Here is a 20,011-nt window from a genome sequence, read left to right on the forward strand (position 1 = left end):
TGAACGCGGCGATCTCGCTCCCTGACCGCCCGCGTCTTTCCGCGTCCCGCAACCACTTTCTTCTTTTCCAGGGAGCTTTGTCATGCCTGCTGCCACCGACACCGGCCTGCGCGCGTTCGTGCGGGCCTTGCCCAAGGTCGAGCTGCACGTCCACCTGGTCGGCTCGGCGAGTGTCGAAACCGTCCTCGAACTCGCCCGCCGCCACCCGGAGGCCGGGGTGCCGGCCGAGCGCGCCGACCTCGAGGAGTTCTTCACCTTCCGGGATTTCGACCACTTCCTGAAGGTCTACTGGGCGGTGCAGTCGATGCTCACCGACCGGCACGACATCCACACGCTGGTCACCGGGCTCGCCGCCGACCTCGCCGCGCAGAACGCCCGCTACGCCGAGGTCACCGTGACGCCGTACAACCACCTGCTGGACGGGATGCCGGGCGACGAACTGCTCGAAGGGCTGGCCACCGGCCGGGCCGAAGCGGCGGCGCGCCACGGCGTGGATCTGGCCTGGTGCTTCGACATTCCCGGGGAGAAAGGGGTTCGCGCGGGCCGCGAGACGCTCGTGTTCGCGCTGCGCGAACGCCCGGACGGCCTGGTGAGCTTCGGCCTCGGCGGCCCCGAGATCGGCGTCGGCCGGGCCCAGTTCGCGCCGTTCTTCACCGCCGCCAGGGAAGCCGGGCTGCGCAGCGTTCCCCACGCCGGGGAAACCTCCGGCCCGGCGACGATCTGGTCGGCCGTGCACGATCTGGGCGCCGAGCGGATCGGGCACGGCACGAGCTGCGCCAGCGATCCGCGCCTGCTCGACCACCTCGCCGCGCACGGCATCGCGCTGGAAGTCTGCCCGACCTCCAACGTGCGCACCCGGCAGGTGGAATCCGTTGCCGCACACCCGATCCGGCGCATGCTCGACCACGGTCTGGTGGTGACCTTGAACACCGACGATCCGCCGATGTTCGGCGCCACCCTGAACGGCGAGTACCTCGCGGTGGCCGGCACGCTCGGCCTGCGGTATGCCGAAATCGCCCAGCTGGCAGGCAATGCGGTGCGCGCGTCGTTCCTCGGGGACGGGCGCAAGGCCGAACTGCTCGCCGAGATCGACCAGACCCTGGCGGGCGAACGCGAGAAATAATCTTGTTGCCGCGCCGCCCGGACTTGCCTAGCGTGGCGATTACACGAGAAGGGAGGTGGTCCGAAGTTGATTAACTACAGGACTCGTGAGGTGGCTGTCCGCTAGCGGACCCACGCGGTAGGACTTCTCAGTCGGCGCAGCGACTACTTCCGACCACCTGTCGGCTCGTCGCCAGCACCGTGTGTGCCTGTCAGCGAATACCAGGCAGTCACCGGACCCCCGATGCTCCCGGGAACCAGTCCGACCCGGGCCCGAACGGCTGACGACGTTCGGGAGGCGCGTCGGGGGTCACCCCTATTACCGATTGCGAATTCATTACTAATGGCGCGGGCATCCGGCGTAACCGGTTAGCCTTCCCGGGTGCTGCAGCCCGAGTACCCGATCACCACGGCCCGGCTGGTGCTGCGCCCGTTCACCCTCAGCGATCTGGATGCCCTGTACGGATTCCAGTCCCGCCCGGACGTCACGCAGTACCTCAGCTGGGAACCGCGGAACCGGACGGAAACCGCGGCGGCACTGCAGCGGCGGATCGCCACCGCGCGGCTCACCGAGAACGGCCGGTTCCTCTCGATCGCGGCCCAGCGGGCCGACACCGGGCAACTGATCGGCGATCTCTTCCTGGAAGTGGTCAGCACCGAACACCGGCAGGGCGAAATCGGCTTCGTGTTCCATCCCGACCACCACGGCCGGGGATTCGCGGGCGAGGCCGCGGTCGAACTGCTCCGGCTCGGTTTCGAACGGCTCGGGCTGCACCGGATCATCGGCCGCTGCGACGCGCGGAACACCGCGTCCGCCGCGCTGATGGAAGGGCTCGGCATGCGCAGCGAGGCGCATTTCCGGGAAAACGAGCGGCTCAAGGGGAACTGGACCGACGAACTCGTGTTCGCCATCCTCGAGCACGAATGGAAGCGGCGGTAGCGCAGCTCACCCCGGCGCACCCGCCGCGACGCGCGGCACGCGGCGATGGGGCAGCATGGTGCCCGTGCTCTTCGACAGGATGATCCGTCCCGCCCTCTACCGGCTGGGCAAGAACGACCCGGAAGTGGTGCACGAGCGCACCCTGCGCGCGCTCGGCGGCCTCGCCAAGATGCCGCCCGCGCTCACCGCGCTGCGGCGCTACTTCGGCTCGGACGATCCGGTGACCGTGTTCGGGCTCCGGTTCCCCAACCGGGTGGGCCTGGCCGCGGGGATGGACAAGGACGGCCGCGCGCTCGCCGCGTGGGCGGCGCTGGGGTTCGGTTTCGTCGAAGCGGGCACGGTGACCCGGCTCGCCCAGCCGGGCAACCCGAAGCCGCGCCTGTACGCGCTGCCGGAGAGCGACGCGGTGATCAACCGGATGGGCTTCAACAACGCCGGTGCCGACGCCCTCGCGGAAAGGCTTGCCACGCAAGGAAAGCCGGATATCCCGCTGGGCGTGAGCATCGGCAAGTCGAAGGCCGCGGCGCTGGCGGAGGCGGTGGGCGACTACCAGGCCTCGCTGCGGGCGCTGTACCCGTACGCGGACTACTTCGCGATCAACGTCAGCTCCCCGAACACCCCGGGACTGCGCGCGCTGCAGGACCGCTCGGCGCTGACCGAACTGCTCGCCGCGCTCGGCGAGCTGTCCGGCTCGCTGGCCGAGCGGGCGGGCCGGGCGCCCACTCCCCTGCTGGTGAAGGTCGCGCCGGATCTCACCGACTCCGCGCTCGGCGAACTGCTCGAGGTCTGCGACGCCCATCAGGTCGCCGGGATCATCGCGACGAACACCACGCTGTCCCGGGACGGACTGGCCGGCACCGAGGCGCACCTGGGCAAGGAGATCGGCGGGCTGTCCGGGCGGCCGCTGGCCGGACGGGCACGGGACGTGGTGCGGTTCGTGCACGAGCACACCGGGGGCAAGCTCCCGATCATCGGCGTGGGCGGGATCCTCGGGCCGCACGACGCGCGGCTGATGCTGGACGCCGGGGCGAGCCTGGTGCAGGTCTACACCGGCTTCGCGCTGCACGGCCCCGGTCTGGTCCGGTCCATCGGCCGGGCGCTGTCAACCGGGTGAAGCAGGGTCACGCGGGGTACATCTGGGGGTAGGCACTTACCAGTGACGCCGGACTGACCTGTACGGGGTACGGCTGGTCCAAGTCGGCAGATTCGGTGCCGATCAGTTTCGCATGCTGGACGTACTCGTCTCCTCGCCGGACGAACACCAGCATGCTCGGTTCGTCCGGATCGACGATCCAGTAGTTCGGGCAGCCCGCTTCGGCCAGTTTGGCCCGTTTGAGTTCCAGGTCGACCAGCCGGGTGCTGCGGGAAAGCACCTCGACGGCCAGTTCCGGCGGGCCGACGAGGCCGCGTTCGGTGAAGGCGTCCCGGTCGCCCACCACGACGTCCGGGATGAACACGGTGTCCTCGGCCAGCATGACGTCCACCGGCGCCGGCAGCACTTCCAGCCAGCGCGGACAGTTCCGGGTCAGCGCCTCGAGCAGGCGGCTGACCGCGCGTTGATGCACCGGGCGGGGCGAGGGACTCACAACCAGCACCCCGTCCACCAGTTCGTAGCGACGCCCGTCATCTGGGATCGCCTCCAGGTCTGCCTTCGTGAGCGGTCGACCAGGGGGAAATGGGGGAACACTTCCCATCGTGCGGACCTTTCCCAGGAGATACCAGCAACGGCGAAAGCGACGGACTCGCAAACTCCGCTCAAACTTACCGATTTTACCGACCCGACCGGCAGAAGGCCGGGTTCCGCGGCTCAGCGCGCGCAAGCGCACGGCTACGCAGCGTGTCGCATTTCCGGCCCTCATTCATCCGACTCGGGGAGCTTACGGCCACCTGGATGATTTTCGCACCGAATGTCCGTCAAGCCGCCGCGGCACGCCGGTATCACTCTGCGGAGTTGGTCGCGCTCAGGTGCCCCGGATATGCCCGCCAGCCGCGGTAATCGGAAAGGTCGGTGGCGGCGGCCGCGGTCACCGGGCCGCGGGGGAAGCCGCGCAGGTGCCCGCCGAACACCACGAGGTCGATTCCCGTTGCGGGATAAGGGTTTTCTTCTTCTCACCGGTCAGCAACACGGCCACGTCGAGCGCCACCTGATCTTCGAAGGCGCGGGTGACCAAGCTGACCCCGAACGGGCGGGCGTCGGCATCGGCGACCGGAGCCGCGACCGCCGCGAGAATAATCCGGCGACCGTCGGGTCCACTTCGGACCGGTGCGCCGAGATGAACTCCCCCTCCGCGACGGTCCCGTTGAACGCCGCGGGAACCGGCCGTGTCGATGCCGATCGCGATGCCCGCCGGTTCGCACACGACGGCGACCGCGAAACCCGCGCTCGAGCCGCCGGAGACCCGACTTTCAGACGTCTCCGTCAGGACAGTTCGCGCAGCGCGATCGCCAGCCCGGCCAGGTGGTCGGTGGCGTCGGTGAGGGCCTGCTTCGAGGTCTGCACCCCGCCGCTGCTCGCGGCGACCGCGTGCCCGGCGGCGGCGACCAGTCCCCCGTACCCTTCGAGGCCGTCGTCGAGTTGTTCGCGCAGGGTGCGCACCGCGGAGTCCAGCGCGGTGCGTTCCCCGGCGGGCGCGGTGTCGCGGGCCCGTTCGATGGCCTGGATCCGCCCGGAGATCCCGCGCAACGCGGCCGCGGCCTCCTGCGCGGTCGCCCGGGCGTCCTCGACCGACACCGTGGGCACCGCGGTGGTGCCCACCGAACTCGGGGTGCCGAGCTGGCGCAGCAGTTCCGCGAGCGAGGCTTCGGCTTCGGCGAGCCGTTCCATCGGTTCGCGCGCCGCCGACCGGGCGGGCGGCAGCGGCGGCGGCCCGGCCGGGGCGGCGGGCAGTTCGGTGCGGTTGAGCCGGTGCAGGCGCACCCCGGAACGGATGCCGAGCGCGCCGAACACCACCGCGCCCGCGATCGCGCCGAAGGCCGACGCCAGGCTCTCCCCCGCGACGCCGCCGATCCCGGCGAACCCGGCGACCGCGTACAGGCCGCACAGGATCGTCAGCACGACCCACAGCGTCACCGCGCGCGAGGCCCGGCGCTTGCGGCGCGCCAGCTTCGCCTCGGGCGCGTTCCACTGCGCCCATTTCGTCCGGACCTCGTTGACCACCGGGATATCCGCCGCCGAGGGCAGCGCGGGGATCGGCATCCGGGCCGGGCGCGGCCGCTCGGCGGGCCGCGATCCCGATCCGTGCTGCTGCTGTTCGGCGGGCGGGAAGTAGCGCTGCAGCTTCTCCTGGGCACGCTGCGCGTAGTCGGGCAAGCGTTCGATGTGCTTTTCCAGCTTGGCGTTGAACTCGCTGAAGTCCCGCTTACCCGACCCCATCTTCGCGTCCCCTTATTGACCGGTTAGGCCTGGTTCTTCTGCTGCTCAGCCTGAACGCGCGCCTGGATCTCCTGCTGGATGTTCGCGCTCGGCTGCTGCTTGGCGGCGGGCGCGGCACTCGACGAGGAACCGTCGGTCACCTGGGCCACCGAGTCGCCCTTCATCGAGGCACGGATCTGCTCCAGCCGGCTGTGCCCGGCGAGCTGGGTGGTCGAGTGCTGGACCTCCAGCATCCGGCCCTGCACCGAGTTCTGCGCGAGCTCCGCGGAGCCGAGGGCGGTGGTGTACCGCTTCTCGATCTTCTCGCGGACCTCCTCGAGCGACGGCGTGTTGCCCGGCGCGGCCAGCTCGCTCATCTGGTTCAGCGAGGCGGACACCCGCTCCTGCATCTTCGCCTGCTCCAGCTGCGAGAGCAGCTTGGTGCGCTCGGCCAGCTTCTGCTGCAGCATGGTCGAGTTGCGCTCGACGGCCTGCTTGGCCTGCGCGGCCGCCTGCAGCGACTGGTCGTGCAGGGTCTTCAGGTCCTCGATGCTCTGCTCGGCGGTGACCAGCTGGGCGGCGAAGGCCTCGGCCGCGTTCTCGAACTCGGTGGCCTTCTGCTCGTCGCCCTTGGCCCGCGCCTCGTCGGCGAGCACCAGGGCCTGGCGGGTGGACGCCTGCAGCTTCTCGACCTCGCCGAGCTGGCGGTTGAGCTTCATCTCCAGCTGACGCTGGTTACCGATCACCGAAGCGGCCTGCTGGGAGAGCGCCTGGTGGTTGCGCTGCGCCTCCTCGATGGCCTGCTGGATCTGTACCTTCGGGTCGGCGTGCTCATCGATCTTCGACGAGAATGCCGCCATCATGTACTTCCAGAACTTCACGAAAGGGTTGGCCATCTCCTCCGCCTGCCTTCTTGCGTCCCACTGGCTGGTCATGCCGACGATCATGTGGGGCGTCGCTCTCCCCTAGACAAGCAACGTCCCGACCCGGCGTTGGGTTCCATCGTGTCAGGTTGACGCGCCGCGTTCCAGGCGACCCCGGGTAATTCAGGGTTGGCCCTGACCTGGGGTGCAGCAGCCTCAGGGTCGTCGGGGGTGGAACGAGCGGAAGCGAGTCGAGGGGGCGTTCGCACGAACGGGTTCGTGCGAACGCCCCCTCGGAACGTCTGCCGGTCGGCCGGTCAGGCGGCGATGGTGGCGGTCATCTTCGGCGCGCTGATCGTCGTCCGCAGCGCCGGGCCCATCCTTCCGGTGGAAACCCGCAGGTCGGCGAGGTCGTTACCGATCACGCTCGACACCAGGCGGCCACCTTCGAACTCGCCCCTGGCGGCCTTCGCGCCCTCGGCGCCCTTCGCCTGGTCCGAGCCGTGTTCGGCGGGCTCGGCGACCGGAGGAACGTCCACGTTGTCCAGCGCCGACACATCCGCCGCCACGTTGTGCAGCAGTTCGCCGAGTGGGAGCTCCAGCGCTTCGCAGATGGACGCCAGCAGTTCGCTGGACGCTTCCTTCTGCCCGCGCTCGACCTCGGAAAGGTAGCCAAGGCTGACCCTCGCGGCGCGGGAGATGTCGCGCAGCGTGCGACGCTGGTTGGTGCGGGCATGACGGAGCCGATCACCGATCGCCTCACGCAACAGCACGGTCATCACGCGCCTCCCTTCCCAGAGCTAGTACCCATCACGTTACCGAGTCGGTCCCCTCTGTCGCATGGGTTGACACGTCCGTACGCCAAGGGCGAACGCATCGATCACTCCAGATGTTCCCCCAGAAGGCCCAACGCGGCCCGCACCGCGGAGTTGCGCACGACCGCCCGATCGCCCTCGAACCACAGCGTACGCACGGTGCGGACCCCGTTACCGGCCAGTCCGATGTGCACCGTGCCGGGCCCCACCCCGTCCTGCGAATCCGGTCCGGCCACCCCGGTCAGCCCGAGGCCCCAGCTGGCGCCGCAGCGGTTCCGCGCGCCCTCGGCGAGCTGCGCGGCCACCTCGGGATGCACCGCTCCGTGTTCGGCCAGCAACCGGGTGTCGACGCCGGCCAGCCGGGCCTTGAGCTCGGTGGCGTACACGATGAGCCCGCCCCGGACGACCGCGCTGGCCCCGGGGACCGCGGTCAGCGTCGCGCAGACCAGCCCCGCGGTCAGCGATTCGGCCGTCGCCACCGTTTCGCCGCGCCTGGTGAGCACGGCGATCAGACTTCTCGCCTCGGTCATGGTCGTTGAGTCGCTCGCCGCCCCGCCGCGCGTAACCGAAGTGCGCGCAAAACGTAATCGAATCCGGTGACCACGGTGAGCAAGAGCGCGAAGCCCATCAAGATCCACCGCACGGGCTCCACCGCTTCCGGAAGCGGAAGCAGGTACGCCACGATCGCCGCGATCTGGGCGAGGGTCTTCGCCTTCCCGCCCCGGCTCGCCGGGATCACGCCGTGCCGGATCACCCAGAACCGCAGCAGCGTCACGCCGATCTCCCGGACCGCGATCACGATCGTCACCCACCAGCCGAGCTCGCCGAGGATGCTCAGCCCCACCAGCGCGGCGCCGATCAGGGCCTTGTCCGCGATCGGGTCGGCGATCTTGCCGAAGTCGGTGATCAGGCCGTACTTGCGGGCCACCCAGCCGTCGACCTGATCGGTCAGCGAGGCGACCGCGAACAGCGCGGTGGCGATCGACCGCCAGAAGACGTCGGTGCCGTCGCCGGTGAACAGCGCACCGACGAACAGCGGCACCAATACCAGCCGGGACAGGGTCAGGAAGTTGGCGACGTTGAGCGTCGGCACCCGGGTGGCGGGCGGCGCGTGCGCGTCACCGCCCTCGTCGGCGGCCGCGGAGCCACTGGACGCGGCACTCACCGGTCCGCGCCCGCGGCTGTGTCGATCGGGCGAACCACCAGGTCGACCCCGGCGGTGTCGACCACCCGGCACCGGATGATCTCGCCGACCTTCGCCTCGGCGGCGTCGAGCAGGACGCATTCGCCGTCGACCTCGGGCGCCTGGTGCTCGGCCCGGCCGGTCGGCTCGTCGCCGGCCTCCTCGACGAGCACGTCGACGAACTCGCCGACGCGCTCCTCGGCGCGCTGCGCGGTCAGCTCCTCGACCAGCCCGGAGATCCGGCCGACCCGCTCGGCGATCACGTCGGCGTCCAGCTTGCCGTCGAACGTCTCCGCCTCGGTGCCGTCCTCGTCGGAGTAGCCGAACACGCCGACCGCGTCCATCCGCGCCGCGGTGAGGAAACGCGCCAGTTCGTCCACGTCCGCCTCGGTCTCCCCGGGGAAGCCGACGATCACGTTCGTGCGGATCCCGGCGGCCGGGGCGTACTCGCGGATCTGGTCGATCAGCGCGAGGAACGATTCGGTGGAGCCGAAGCGCCGCATCCGGCGCAGCACGGTCTCACTGGAGTGCTGGAAGGACAGGTCGAAGTACGCGGCGACCCCGGGGGTGGTGGCGATGGCCTTGACCAGGCCGGGCCGGGTTTCGGCGGGCTGCAGGTAGGACACCCGCACCCGCTCGACGCCGTCCACCTCGGCCAGCCTCGGCAGCAGCAGCTCGAGCGCCCGCCCACCGCCGTTCGCGCGGCCGAAGTCCTTGCCGTAGGAGGTGGAGTTCTCGCTGACCAGGAACAGCTCCTTGACGCCCTCGCGGCCCAGCCAGGCGGCCTCGGCGACGATCTCGTCGGGCTGCCGGGACACGAACGAGCCGCGGAAGGACGGGATCGCGCAGAACGAGCAGCGCCGGTCGCAACCGGAGGCGATCTTGAGCGCGGCGACCGGCGCATCGTCGAGCCGGGTGCGCAGGACACGCGGACCCCAGCCGGCCTGGGCGTGGCCGGGAACCGCGACCTCCTCGGCCGCGGCGGGCCGCTGAACCGGGCTGATGGGCAGCAGCGTGCGCCGGTCGGCGGGCGCGTGCGAGGCGATCTTGTGCCCGGACACGATGTCGCCGAGGCGCTCGGCCAGGTCCGGGTAGTGGTCGAAGCCCAGGACCGCGTCCGCCTCGGGCAGGTTCTCGGCGAGTTCCTCGCCGTAGCGCTCGGCCATGCAGCCCACCGCGACCACCTTGGCGCCGGTGTCGGCGGCGGCGAGCAGGGTGTCCACCGAGTCCTTCTTCGCGGATTCCACGAACCCGCACGTGTTCACCACGATCACATCGGACGATTCCGGTTCCCCGGCCAGCTCCCAGCCGCCCGCGGCCAGCCTGCCGGCCAGTTCCTCGGAATCGACTTCGTTGCGGGCGCAACCGAGGGTCAGCAGCGCGACGCGCCGCCCTCGGGATGAATCGGCGGTGGGAGAAGACACAGTGCTCAGGGTAGCTGGCGTCACGCGCGCCTCCCCGATCGCCAACGGGAGTCAGCGGATAGGTTGATCTGGTGCCGCCCTCCAGAGCATCCGAGTTCGTGGTCCGTCGCGCCCGGATCGCGGACGTCCGCAAGATCAAGGCGCTGGTCGATTCGGACGCCGGGCGGGTGCTGCTGGAGAAGGACCTGGTCACCCTGTACGAGGCGGTGCAGGAGTTCTGGGTGGCCGAGGCCGGTGGGGAAGTCCTCGGCTGCGGCGCGCTGCACGTGCTGTGGGAGGACCTGGCCGAGATCCGCACCGTCGCGGTCGCCAAGGCCGCGCGGGGTCAGGGCATCGGCCACGCGCTGGTCGGCGCGCTCATCGACCTGGCCCGGGAACTCGGCCTGCAGCGGATCTTCGTGCTGACCTTCGAGACGCATTTCTTCGCCCGCCACGGGTTTTCCGTGATCAAGGGCACACCGGTGCCGCGCGAGGTGTACGAGGAAATGCGCCGGTCGGCCGACACCGGCGTCGCCGAGTTCCTGGACCTGCCGTTCGTGAAGCCCAACACGCTGGGCAACACGCGGATGCTGCTGGAACTCTGACCGCCGTCGGGCGTCGAAGCGGCGGCGGGCGTCCTCGATGTGCCCCGCTCCAGCATGCGCAGGTCCTGCGTGAGCATCTTGTGGCTGATGCCCTCGACCTCCTTCCGCAGCTCGCCGAAGCGCAGCGTCGACTGGACCCCCGCCAAGATGCCCCTGCTGCTGGACGGGATCGCTCGGGCGGCCGCGAAGCTGGGGCGCACGCCGGTGCCACCGGCCACGCTGCTGGGCGTCGCGGCGCTGGACGTGCCCGAGCACCTGGTCGAAGTCGAAGCGACCGCGGTCATCGACTGAACCGGCCGGGTTACTTCCGGCCTTTCAGCGTGGCCTGGTGCACCAGCTTGGCCAGGTCCAGGGTCGGCTGGCGGCAGGTCGGGCTGGCCGGGTCGGTGGCCTGGTTCGTCGGATCGGTCGCCCCGGCCCGCCGCACCTCCAGCGTCACGTTCCCGTCCAGGATCTCGATCGGGCAGTCCTTCAACGCGCCCTCGGGCAGCTGGATGGTGGACCGCACCCAGGCGGCCCGGTCGCCGACGCCGAGGCCTTTGGCCTCCTCGTTGCCGTTGCGGACCCCGGCTTCGAACATGCCGACGGCCTCCTCGGTACCCGCCGGGTAGCCCCGCGGATCGGTGAGGTAGGCGGTCAGGCGGATCGAGTAGACCTGGTTGTAATGGCCGCCGGTGCCCTCTGCCGACTTGAACGTGCAGTCGGTCGCCAGCTGGGGGTAGGTCGATCCGCTCCGCGGCCCCTGCTTCGCGGTCTTCTCGTCCAGCGGCGGCAGGTCCGGCACCATGTTCGCCAGATCCTTGCAGCCCGGCAGCTTGGTGTGCTTGTCCGGTTTGGCGGCCGGTGGCGGCGCCTGCGGGGTGCCGCCCGCGATGTTCCCGGCGCTGCCCTTCTTGTCGTTCCCCGACAGCAGGAGGAAGGCGGCGATCCCGCCGCCGGCGAGCACGGCCACCACCACCGAAACGATGATCACGATCATGCCGGTGTTGCTCTTGCGCGGCGGTGGCCCGCCCGGAAATCCGGGCGGGTAGCCGCCGGGCTGGCCGTATTGCTGCCCGTACTGCGGTTGCTGCTGGTACGGCTGCTGCTGGTTTCCGGGACCGGGATACACGGGAGAACCGTACCGCGACGCAACGCCACCGCGGGCGCAAGCCGAGCGCAGGCCACCGCGTGATTCTTCCGAGTCGCGCGGTTCGATTCGTGTCACAACTCTTCGAGTAATCACTAGAAGAGTCTTGACTAGTCGACTCCTGACCGCGCACGCTGGGGACGTGTCCACTTCGCTGCCGCCGGCCGAGCTCACGGTCGAACAACTCGCCGTCGAAACCGGGCTACCCACCAGCACGATCCGCATGTACCAGACGAAAGGCCTGCTGCACCCGCCGCGGCGGCAGGGCCGGACCGTCCGCTACGACGCCACCCACCTCGAACGCCTCCGCGTGGTGCAGCGCCTGCAGGCGCGCGGGTTCTCCCTCCCGGCGATCGCGGAACTGATCCAGGCGCGGGCGCGCGGCGCCAGCGTCGCCGCGGTGCTCGGGCTCGGCGGATCCGCCGGGCCGGACGACTGGGTCCCGGTGCGGCTGCGCGAGCTGAGCAAGATGGTCCCGGCCCGGGAACTGCGGCCCCGGTTGCTGCGCCGGGCGGGCCAGCTCGGCCTGGTGCGCTGGCGGCGCGGCCGCCCGCACACCCGCCGCTGGGCGTGGGACAGCGGTTCCCGGCTCACCCACCTGGACGTTCCCGCGGACGAGGTGCTGGACCAGTTCGACCGCCTGCGCGCGAAAACCGACGAGATCGCGGCCGATTTCGTGGGCGTGTTCGAACGGCGGCTCTGGCCGCAGATGGCCGGGCACGCGACCGCCGACGATCAGCTGACCCGGATCCGGAACCTGCTGACCGAACTCACCGAGACCGCCGAGGAGGTCGTGCTCGGCGCGCTGCGCGAGTCGATCCGCGACGCGGCCGAGGAGTTCGCCGAGCGCAACGACCTGATTCCCGCGGACGGCAGCGAACCCGCCTGGGCCCAGGATCCGGTGCCGGTCCTGGCGGACGGGCTGGGTGAAGGCGAGACCGAAACGGCCGTCGACGAACAGGCCGTCCAGCGGTTCCTGGACGGTGTGGACGAGGATCCCGCATGACCGCGCTCGCGGCCGATCCCCGGTGGCGCGCCCAGGCCCGGCCCGAGGGGCTCGTCGTCTACGCGGGCGCCGATCTGACCTACCTCATCCCGGACCTGACCGCCGAGCAGGCGGGCGCGCTGGCCGCCCTGTTCGACCCGGCGACCGGTGGCACGGTCGATCCGCGAACCTGCCCCGCCCGGTTGCGCCCGGTGCTGCCGCAGTTGCGGTCGCTCGGCGCGCTGCGCCCCGCCGAACTGCCCGCGCCGGATCGGCCGCGGGCGCTCAAGGTCGGCATCCGCATGGCGGGCTCGACCTCGGTGCCGCTGGACGTGGCGTTGTACGAAGCCTTTCCGCCGGTCCCCGAACCGGATCTGCTGGTGCTCGTCCGCACCACCGCGACCTTGCGCGAACTGACCGAACTGGCGGGCGAACTCGCCACCGGCCGCCCGTACCTGCTGCTCGATCTCGCCTACCACCACACCGTTTCGGTGGGCCCGCTCGTGGTCCCCGGCGGAACCGCGTGCGTGGCCTGCCTGGCCGTGCGGGCCGGTCGCCGCTGGGGCGATCCACCACCCGCCACCCGGCCCGGCGCGGCGGCCGAACCGGATTTCGCCGTGGCGCTGGCCGCGCACGCGGTGCGCCGGATCGCGGCCGGATCGCTGGCGCTGCTGGAACGGTTCGTGGACTACCACCTCGACGAGCTGACCACGACCAGCGAACACGTGCTGCCCGCCGCCGACTGCCCGGTCTGCCCCGGACTTCCGGCGGCTCCGGCCGCCCTGCCCTGGGAAGGAACGCGAAGATGACCGCCGCGCTGCGCCTGCCCGACGCGTTCACGCCCGGCGCCACGAGCGCCACCGCCGCCACCCCCACCTGCTCTTGTTGTTGCTGCTGCGCGATTTCCACCATCGGCGCCTCGGTCACGCTGCCGAACGGGTTGCTCGCCGATCTGCGTGCCCAGCGCCCGGCCACGGATCGTCGGCCTCGGGGCGGCATCGCCACGGGCGTGCTCTGGTTGCTTCCGGGAGTGTTGGCCACCCTGTTCGTCATCCGGCTCGACGAGCGGCACTGGTCGCTCTTCACGGGTCCGCGGGCGGCGCTGCCGGGCCTGCTTCTTGAGCTCGGCGGGGCGTCGATGGCCGCCCTGCTGCTCAGCCTGCTCGGCGGGTCGAAGACCTCCTGGCGAACCCCGCTGCGACTGCTCGCGTGGTGCGTGCTCGCGGTCGCCGAGTTCATCGCCGTTTTCCTCGGGTTCCTGATCTACCCGCTGTTCTACCTGATGGCGTCGGCCTATCTGATCACCCTGCTCTGGCTGCCGGGCGCGGTCCGCAGGCACTACCGAGGGGGAAGAGCATGACCGCCGCACTGCGCCTGCCCGATCCGTTCACCCCCGGCGCCACGAGCGCCACCGCCGCCACGCCCACCTGCAGCTGCTGCTGTTGCTGCTGCGCGGTTTCCGTGGTGAGCGCTTCGGTCGCCCTGCCTCGCGGATTCGCCAGGGACCTGCGCGCCGAGGAACCACCGCGGCGCAACCGGTTCGCCATGGTGCTGCTCGCCCTCGTCCCGGGCCTGACCTTGGTCCTGTGGTACCTGCTGGTGCGGTACGCCGACCTCGGACCGGATCCGGGCGGCACCATACTGCTGCTGGGGTTCGGCGCGGCGATCGCCGCGGTCACCCTGATCACCGCGTGGAGCGGCCCGCTGGTCTGGATACTCAGCTTCGGCCGGATACTGCTGTGGATCGGCGCCGGGATTCTGGAATTCCTGCTGGTGCTGTTCTCGCTCGTCCTCGGTCCGCTGGCGCTGGTGCCCGCCCTCGGTTACGTCGCCGCTCTGGGATGGCTCCCGAGGTGGCTGAACCGTCGGTACAAAAAGGACGGTGACCGGTGAGGGCGCCCGCCGCGGTCCTGGCCGGGCGCGCGATCGGCTGGCGGCAGGGCGTGGTCGCCGAATCGCGCCCGGTGCCGCGCACCCTCGCCGACCTCCCGGTGCCGGGCTGGGCGGCCATCGCCGAACCCTTCGCCCCCGGCGGGACCTCGGGCGGCGCCGGGCCCGACGCGAAACTGGCGGCCCTGGCCGAAGCGCTGGAACGGCACGCGGCGGCGCGCTGCCCGATCGACGCCGGTCCCGTTCCGGAAGGAGCCGCGCACTGGCCGCTCGCCGAATTCACCTTGCACTCCGAGCGGCAACGCGCCGAACCCGATTTCCCTTACCGCGCAGGCTATGCGGAGCCGCCATACACTCGCGTGTGGACACTGCCGGACAATGACGAGGTGTGGGTCCCGGCCGGGCTGGTGGGCCTGCACCAGACCTTCGGCCTGCCGGTCACCTCGTCCGGGCTGGCCGCGGGGGCCTCCACCACGCAAGCACTCCTGCGCGCGACGCAGGAACTCGTCGAACGGGACGCGTTCACCGTCGCCTGGCTGCGTTCCCTGGCCCCGCGACGCATCCCGCTCCCGGCCGAACTGTCGGAACCGGTCGCGCGGATCGGCGGGCGGATCGCGGCGTTCGACCTCACCCCCGCCTACAGCCCGCATCCGGTCGTCGCCGTGGCCGGGACGCTGCCGCTCGGCGGCCGTCCCCGGGCGACGCTCGGCCTGGCCTGCCGCGCGGATCCGGGCGAGGCGCTGCACAAGGCGTGGCTCGAATGGACCCAGGGCACGGTGTTCCTCGCGGTCTGGCTCGCCGAACACCCGGACACCGTCCTGTCCCCCGCCGAGGTCACCGATTTCGACCGGCACGCCGCCTACTACTCCACCCGTCCCCGGGACTGGGCCGCCCTGCCCTGGTGGCGGGGGCCGGAAGGCGCGGCGCCACCGCCGTCCCCCGCGTCCGGCCGGGGCGCGGCGGCGGAACTGACCGAACTCGTCGACGCGCTCACCGGCGCGGGGATCCGGCTCGCCTACCGCGAACTGACCACCCCCGAAGCCGCGTGGGCCGGGTTGCGCGCGGTGCGCGTGCTCGCGCCGGAACTCGTGCCGTTGCACGCCGATCACCGCTGGCCCCATCTCGGCGGCGGCGCCCTGGATTTCCGCTACCCCGGGGCGTCGCCCGCGGGGCCGTACCCCAACCCGTTCCCGCATCCGCTCGGCTGACTGGAGGACCCGTTGTCCGCACCGTTCGAGGCGTTCTGGACCGCCGGCCGGACCACCCCGGTGACCCAGCGACGGCTCGCCGACCAGATGCGCGACCACCGTCCCGAGCAACCGTCGCTCGATCCGTTCGAGCTGCCCGGGCAGTACCACGAACTGCGGCGCTCGTCCGACCGGCTGGACCGGGTGTTCCGGCGCCGGTGCAGCGACCGGGAGTTCCGCCCGGTTCCGCTGCCCGGTAAGCAGCTCGGTTCGGTGCTCGCGGCGCTCGCCGAGGACGAAGGCCGCAGCTACCCGTCGGCGGGCGGGCTCTACCCGCTGCGGTGCTACCCGATGCTGCTCAACGTCTGGCACGAGCTCAACGGCCGGGTGTGCCGGTACGCCCCCGGCCGCCACGCGTTGCAGGAGGTCGGCCCGTGCCCCCGCTGGCCCGAACTCGCCCCGCTGCTCGGCGCGGCGGAGGAGGGACCCGGTCCGCAGTTCGCGCTGGCCTTCGTGCTCGCGGACGAGCCGCTGCTCGCGAAGTACGGGCCCCGGGGCGGGCGGTTCGGCCTGATCGAGGTGGGCGCGGCGCTCCAGTCGGTCGCGCTGCGGATGGCCGCCGAACACCTCGGGGGCTACCTCCTCGGCGGCGCGGCGGACGCGGCGATGCTCGAGCTGCTCGGGCTCACCGGAATGCCGGTCCGCCTAGGCGCCGTGCTGGCCGGTGGGCTCCCGGCCGGTGGCCGGTGAAAGGAATTCACGTAGAACCCGAAGAATAGGGGTGGTGCTTTCACCCCGCGCGGTCAAAGCTGATCTCGTTTTGTCGACCGATCAGCGAGGGAGCCCCTGCATGACCGCGTCCACCCTGCGCCGGACCGCACAGCGGCTGGTGACCACCGCCGCCGTGGCCGGCACGATCGTCGTCGGTGCCGGCGCCGCTCAGGCGGAGAGCATCGAATCGATCACCGACAAGTACCTGTTCAACACGTCGCTGTCGAACTTCGAGAGCATCCGCGACAGCCGCCCCTACCCGAGCCAGCTCGACTGGTCCTCCGACGCCTGCTCGTGGTCCCCCGACAAGCCGATCGGCTTCGACTTCACCCCCGGCTGCCACCGGCACGACTTCGGCTACCGCAACTACAAGAAGCAGGGCCGGTTCAACGACGCCAACAAGAAGCGGATCGACGACAACTTCTACGCCGATCTGAAGGGCATCTGCAAGGGCAACAGCGCGTGCAACGGCACCGCCTGGGTCTACTACCAGGCCGTCCGCAAGTTCGGCTGAGCGTCGAAGATCGCCCGAAAAGCCGCCCCGCCGATCCGAGCGGGGCGGCTTTTCGTTCGCGTAGCGTGCTCGTCATGCGGAAACTGGCGGACGCCGTCGACCGGCTCGCACAAGAGAAGCGGTTCTCCGGGGTGGTGCGCGCCGATCGCGGGCCGGAGACCTTGCTGGCCCGCGCCTACGGGTTCGCCGACCGGGGCCACCAGATCCCGAACAGCACCGACACCCAGTTCGCCCTCGCGAGCGGCACGAAGGGCCTGACCGCGCTCGCGGTGGTGAGCCTGATCGAGGACGGGACGCTCGACCTCGCGACTACCGCCCGCTCGCTCCTCGGCGACGACCTCCCGCTGATCGACGACCGGGTGACGGTCGAACACCTGCTCGCACACCGGTCGGGCATCGGCGACTACTACGACGAAGACGCCGACCTCGGCCTCACCGACTACGGGCTGCCGGTTCCCGTGCACGAACTCGCCGCGGTCGAGGACTACCTCGGCGTGCTCGACGGGTACCCGGCGAAATTCGCTCCGGGCGAGCGGTTCAACTACAACAACGGCGCCTTCGTGGTGCTCGCGCTGCTCGCCGAACGAGCGAGCGGGGTCGGGTTCTACGACCTCGTGCGCCAGCGGGTGTGCGAGCCGGCGGGCCTGTACGACACCTGGTTCCCGCGCTCCGACGAACTGCCCGGCCGGGCCGCGCTCGGTTACCTGGAGGTCGACGGCGCCGTGCGGACCAATCTCTTTCACCTCCCGGTCCGCGGCGGGGGCGACGGCGGCGCGTATTCCACCGCGGCCAACGTGCACGCCCTGTGGGACGCGTTCTTCGCCGGGCGGATCGTGCCGAAGAAGTGGGTGGCCGAGATGGTGCGGCCGCACAGCGAGACGCCGCACGACTCGATGCGGTACGGGCTGGGGTTCTGGCTCCGCCCCGCGGGCGGTGCCGTCCTGCTCGAAGGATGCGATCCCGGGATCTCGTTCCGGAGCGTGCACGACCCCGAGACCCGGGTAACCCACACGGTCATCTCGAACACCGCGGACGGCGCCTGGCCGGTCACCCGGTTACTCACCGAACTCCTCGCCACCTGACCGTCCACAAAGGAATCTTCCGTGCCGGGCAACCCCGCGCCCCGTCGGTACGTCCCTTGATCAGGCGGCCACACCGCCAGGGGAAAACCACTTACGGGGAAAGGGATCGATCATGGCTATCGCACGGGGGAAACTCGCATTGGGCGTCGCGGTCACGGCGGCCGCGGTCAGCGCGCTCACGCTGTCGGCGTCGGCCGCGGCCGCGCAGCCGTCCGGCCGCTGGGGAACGGTCGTGCCGGGGTGCGAGCAGGGGTGTGAACGGGCGTTTTCGGTGTCCCTTCCGGACAACGGCCGGTTGGAAGGGCTGCGCGCCAAGGACGCCGACGGGTTCCCGGTCAGCTACCTCGCCTACTGGTCGGGCCCGATGCTGCGCGCCTCGACCCAGGTTCGCGACGTGCGGCAGGGCTGGACCTACGAATGGGTCGACGCGGCCGCGTGCGGTCCGGACGGCGAGGCCCAGCGCTGCTCGGTGTCGTTCGGCACCGGCGCGCACAGCGGCGCGGTGGCGTCGGTGCGCGTGGGGCCGCGGGACGGGATCGTGGTGACCGACACGGTGCTCGGCAGCGCGCCGAACACCGGGGTCGCCGATCTCAACGGGGACGGCCGCCCCGACGCGGCGATCAAGGAGAGCACGTACGAGCCGAGTTACGCCGACGGGCCGCAGTACTGGCAGACCTTCGTGCAGCGGGACGGGAAGTTCACCCGGACCGGGTGCACCGCGCCGAGCATGGAAGCCCAGCCGGTGCCCGCGGCCCCGGTCTCGGGCGAGTGCCCGCGCTAAGGTCGGTGACGTAGTTCGATCATCATCGAAAGGCGTCACTCTTCATGGACATCACGAGCACCGACCACCTGCTGAGCACGACCCGCGCGGTGCGCCGGAAACTGGATCTCGACCGGCCGGTCGAAACCGAGGTGCTAACCGAATGCCTCCGGCTCGCGATCCAGGCGCCGACGCCGGGCAACGCCCAGCAGTGGCGGTGGCTTGTGGTCCGGGATCAGGGGATCAAGAACGAACTCGGGAAGCTGTTCCGCGAAGTCGGCACCGAGTACGTGCGCAACACCGTGACCAGGCTCGGCGACGCGGCTAAGGAAGGCGCCGGAGCCCGGGCGCTCGCTTCCGGGCAGTACCTGATCGACGTGATCGAGCAGGTGCCGGTGTTCGTGATCCCGTGCTTGCAGGGGCGGCCGCGGGGCGGCAACGAGGCGTTGTCGGTGTTCTACGGCGGGATCTTCCCGGCGGTGTGGAACTTCCAGCTGGCGCTGCGGTCGCGCGGCCTCGGGTCCACGCTCACCAGCTACCACCTGGAACGCGAGGCCGAGGCCGCGAAGATCCTCGGCATCCCGGACGACGTCACCCAGGTCGGCCTGCTGCCGGTCGCCTACACCACGGCGGCCGACTTCAAACCCGCGGCCCGCACACCGGTGGAGGAGATCAGCTTCCTCGACACCTGGGGCACTCCCCTGGCCTGACGGGGTTTCATCGCCCGGTGACGCGCACGGTCAGCGCGTCACCGGGCACATTCAGGTCGACCAGCTCGACCCGGTACCGGGCATACTCGGTGGTCCGGGCGAACTTCGGATTCGTGTGCAGCTCGGCGGTGGTTGATGCCCCGTTCGGCGGCGAGGCAAGGGAAACCACGACGATCGCGTCACCCTCCCAGACGCACTGCTTGCCCCGCGGGCACCGCGAATCCTCCCGCACCGCGTCGAACCCGACCCCCAAGTCCTCGACGACCGCCCGCTCGCCGACCCGCAGCGTGAACTCGGAACCGAGCGCGGGCCCGGTCGACGAGGCAGGCGTGGCCCCCGGCCCCGCACCACCGCATCCGGCCATCGCCAGGATCAGGAGCCCGGCCCCGGCAAGCAACCGCATCATGCCGTCAGGACGTGATCGGTCGGCTGCCGGGTTGCACCTCGTCGCCGTTTCAGGGGGGGGTCGTGAGGGTTCCGGCCGGTTCTATTATAACCGGCGTAAACACTCACGACGCTATTCGTCCTCGTCGGCCGGGGGCGGGCCGCCGCCGCGGATCATGAACAGGACCGACTCGAGTTCTTCCGGTTTGATCAGCACGTCGCGGGCCTTGGACCCTTCCGACGGGCCGACCACGCCCCGGCTTTCCAGCAGGTCCATCAGGCGGCCCGCCTTGGCGAAGCCGACCCGCAGTTTCCGCTGCAGCATCGAGGTCGACCC

The 20,011-nt window shown here is 70.9% G+C and carries 25 protein-coding genes and 2 pseudogenes; 15 read left to right on the forward strand and 12 right to left on the reverse strand.

What is annotated here, in order from left to right; translation table 11 throughout:
• Positions 1-82: 82 nt before the first annotated feature.
• The 3 genes from add (at position 83) to FXO23_RS22305 (ending at position 3,155) form a co-directional block, all read left to right on the forward strand.
• Complete coding sequence (gene add / locus FXO23_RS22295) at positions 83-1,123, forward strand: adenosine deaminase (RefSeq protein ID WP_158887323.1); 1,041 nt, start codon at positions 83-85, stop codon at positions 1,121-1,123.
• A gap of 360 nt (positions 1,124-1,483) precedes the next feature.
• The gene (locus FXO23_RS22300; protein ID WP_158887324.1) at positions 1,484-2,041 is read left to right on the forward strand and encodes a GNAT family N-acetyltransferase; all 558 of its coding nucleotides are present in this window, start codon (positions 1,484-1,486) and stop codon (positions 2,039-2,041) included.
• Positions 2,042-2,105: 64 nt separating this feature from the next.
• A complete protein-coding gene (locus FXO23_RS22305) occupies positions 2,106-3,155 on the forward strand; it encodes a quinone-dependent dihydroorotate dehydrogenase (protein ID WP_179956841.1) in 1,050 nt (349 codons plus the stop codon).
• A gap of 7 nt (positions 3,156-3,162) precedes the next feature.
• Here the strand turns inward: FXO23_RS22305 and FXO23_RS22310 are convergent, their stop codons facing one another.
• The 8 genes from FXO23_RS22310 to rimO all read right to left on the reverse strand — a co-directional run bounded on the left by FXO23_RS22310 (position 3,163) and on the right by rimO (position 9,678).
• Positions 3,163-3,627 carry a Uma2 family endonuclease gene (locus tag FXO23_RS22310; RefSeq protein ID WP_425484887.1) on the reverse strand — a complete coding sequence of 155 codons (465 nt, stop codon included), beginning with the start codon at positions 3,625-3,627 and terminating at the stop codon, positions 3,163-3,165.
• Positions 3,628-4,065: 438 nt separating this feature from the next.
• Positions 4,066-4,401 carry a hypothetical protein gene (locus FXO23_RS22315; protein WP_158887327.1) on the reverse strand — a complete coding sequence of 112 codons (336 nt, stop codon included), beginning with the start codon at positions 4,399-4,401 and terminating at the stop codon, positions 4,066-4,068.
• Between the two features lie 59 nt (positions 4,402-4,460).
• Entirely contained in the window at positions 4,461-5,414 is a 954-nt protein-coding gene (pspM, locus tag FXO23_RS22320; protein ID WP_158887328.1) for a phage shock envelope stress response protein PspM, read from the reverse strand.
• Between the two features lie 23 nt (positions 5,415-5,437).
• Positions 5,438-6,289 (reverse strand): PspA/IM30 family protein, encoded by an 852-nt coding sequence (locus FXO23_RS22325; protein WP_158887363.1) that lies wholly within the window; start codon positions 6,287-6,289, stop codon positions 5,438-5,440.
• A gap of 284 nt (positions 6,290-6,573) precedes the next feature.
• The gene (locus FXO23_RS22330) at positions 6,574-7,035 is read right to left on the reverse strand and encodes a helix-turn-helix domain-containing protein (protein WP_179956842.1); all 462 of its coding nucleotides are present in this window, start codon (positions 7,033-7,035) and stop codon (positions 6,574-6,576) included.
• Positions 7,036-7,136: 101 nt separating this feature from the next.
• Entirely contained in the window at positions 7,137-7,601 is a 465-nt protein-coding gene (locus FXO23_RS22335) for a CinA family protein (RefSeq protein ID WP_158887330.1), read from the reverse strand.
• Positions 7,598-8,236: a CDP-diacylglycerol--glycerol-3-phosphate 3-phosphatidyltransferase gene (gene pgsA / locus FXO23_RS22340; RefSeq protein ID WP_158887331.1), complete on the reverse strand. Its 639-nt coding sequence runs from the start codon at positions 8,234-8,236 to the stop codon at positions 7,598-7,600. The genes FXO23_RS22335 and pgsA overlap by 4 nt, the downstream gene beginning before the upstream one ends.
• Positions 8,233-9,678: a 30S ribosomal protein S12 methylthiotransferase RimO gene (rimO, locus tag FXO23_RS22345; RefSeq protein WP_218952119.1), complete on the reverse strand. Its 1,446-nt coding sequence runs from the start codon at positions 9,676-9,678 to the stop codon at positions 8,233-8,235. Before rimO ends, pgsA begins: the two co-directional genes overlap by 4 nt.
• 71 nt (positions 9,679-9,749) lie before the next feature.
• On the opposite strand from rimO, the gene FXO23_RS22350 reads away from it, so the two are divergent.
• Complete coding sequence (locus FXO23_RS22350) at positions 9,750-10,262, forward strand: amino-acid N-acetyltransferase (RefSeq protein ID WP_179956843.1); 513 nt, start codon at positions 9,750-9,752, stop codon at positions 10,260-10,262.
• Positions 10,263-10,306: 44 nt separating this feature from the next.
• Here FXO23_RS22350 and FXO23_RS51670 read toward each other — a convergent pair.
• A pseudogene (locus FXO23_RS51670) lies at positions 10,307-10,396 on the reverse strand (winged helix-turn-helix transcriptional regulator); the annotation flags it as partial.
• On the opposite strand from FXO23_RS51670, the pseudogene FXO23_RS51675 reads away from it, so the two are divergent.
• A pseudogene (locus FXO23_RS51675) lies at positions 10,389-10,553 on the forward strand (RidA family protein); the annotation flags it as partial. The pseudogenes FXO23_RS51670 and FXO23_RS51675 overlap by 8 nt on opposite strands.
• Positions 10,554-10,563: 10 nt before the next feature.
• On the opposite strand, the gene FXO23_RS22360 reads toward FXO23_RS51675, so the two are convergent.
• Complete coding sequence (locus FXO23_RS22360; protein ID WP_158887332.1) at positions 10,564-11,373, reverse strand: hypothetical protein; 810 nt, start codon at positions 11,371-11,373, stop codon at positions 10,564-10,566.
• A 124-nt stretch (positions 11,374-11,497) separates the two neighbouring features.
• Between FXO23_RS22360 and FXO23_RS22365 the strand changes: the two genes are divergently transcribed.
• The 10 genes from FXO23_RS22365 (at position 11,498) to FXO23_RS22410 (ending at position 19,290) form a co-directional block, all read left to right on the forward strand.
• Complete coding sequence (locus FXO23_RS22365; protein WP_246257668.1) at positions 11,498-12,397, forward strand: MerR family transcriptional regulator; 900 nt, start codon at positions 11,498-11,500, stop codon at positions 12,395-12,397.
• Complete coding sequence (locus FXO23_RS22370) at positions 12,394-13,185, forward strand: hypothetical protein (RefSeq protein WP_158887333.1); 792 nt, start codon at positions 12,394-12,396, stop codon at positions 13,183-13,185. Before FXO23_RS22365 ends, FXO23_RS22370 begins: the two co-directional genes overlap by 4 nt.
• Positions 13,182-13,736, forward strand: coding sequence for a hypothetical protein (locus tag FXO23_RS22375; RefSeq protein WP_158887334.1), 555 nt, complete (start codon positions 13,182-13,184; stop codon positions 13,734-13,736). Before FXO23_RS22370 ends, FXO23_RS22375 begins: the two co-directional genes overlap by 4 nt.
• Complete coding sequence (locus FXO23_RS22380) at positions 13,733-14,269, forward strand: hypothetical protein (protein WP_158887335.1); 537 nt, start codon at positions 13,733-13,735, stop codon at positions 14,267-14,269. The genes FXO23_RS22375 and FXO23_RS22380 overlap by 4 nt, the downstream gene beginning before the upstream one ends.
• Positions 14,266-15,474 (forward strand): YcaO-like family protein, encoded by a 1,209-nt coding sequence (locus FXO23_RS22385; protein WP_158887336.1) that lies wholly within the window; start codon positions 14,266-14,268, stop codon positions 15,472-15,474. The genes FXO23_RS22380 and FXO23_RS22385 overlap by 4 nt, the downstream gene beginning before the upstream one ends.
• 12 nt (positions 15,475-15,486) lie before the next feature.
• Positions 15,487-16,203, forward strand: coding sequence for a SagB/ThcOx family dehydrogenase (locus FXO23_RS22390; protein ID WP_158887337.1), 717 nt, complete (start codon positions 15,487-15,489; stop codon positions 16,201-16,203).
• Between the two features lie 100 nt (positions 16,204-16,303).
• Positions 16,304-16,738, forward strand: coding sequence for a phospholipase (locus tag FXO23_RS22395; RefSeq protein ID WP_158887338.1), 435 nt, complete (start codon positions 16,304-16,306; stop codon positions 16,736-16,738).
• A gap of 74 nt (positions 16,739-16,812) precedes the next feature.
• The gene (locus FXO23_RS22400) at positions 16,813-17,820 is read left to right on the forward strand and encodes a serine hydrolase domain-containing protein (RefSeq protein ID WP_158887339.1); all 1,008 of its coding nucleotides are present in this window, start codon (positions 16,813-16,815) and stop codon (positions 17,818-17,820) included.
• A 112-nt stretch (positions 17,821-17,932) separates the two neighbouring features.
• A complete protein-coding gene (locus FXO23_RS22405; RefSeq protein ID WP_158887340.1) occupies positions 17,933-18,601 on the forward strand; it encodes a hypothetical protein in 669 nt (222 codons plus the stop codon).
• Between the two features lie 44 nt (positions 18,602-18,645).
• Positions 18,646-19,290, forward strand: a complete 645-nt coding sequence (locus FXO23_RS22410) for a nitroreductase family protein (protein ID WP_158887341.1) — start codon at positions 18,646-18,648, stop codon at positions 19,288-19,290.
• A gap of 7 nt (positions 19,291-19,297) precedes the next feature.
• On the opposite strand, the gene FXO23_RS22415 is transcribed toward FXO23_RS22410, so the two are convergent.
• Positions 19,298-19,696 carry a hypothetical protein gene (locus FXO23_RS22415; protein ID WP_158887342.1) on the reverse strand — a complete coding sequence of 133 codons (399 nt, stop codon included), beginning with the start codon at positions 19,694-19,696 and terminating at the stop codon, positions 19,298-19,300.
• A gap of 111 nt (positions 19,697-19,807) precedes the next feature.
• Positions 19,808-20,011, reverse strand: a 204-nt coding sequence (locus FXO23_RS22420; RefSeq protein WP_158887343.1) for a DNA translocase FtsK, incomplete at its 5' end; no start/stop codon positions are given.

This window comes from Amycolatopsis anabasis, from assembly GCF_009765355.1.
Classification (GTDB): Bacteria; Actinomycetota; Actinomycetes; order Mycobacteriales; family Pseudonocardiaceae; genus Amycolatopsis; species Amycolatopsis anabasis.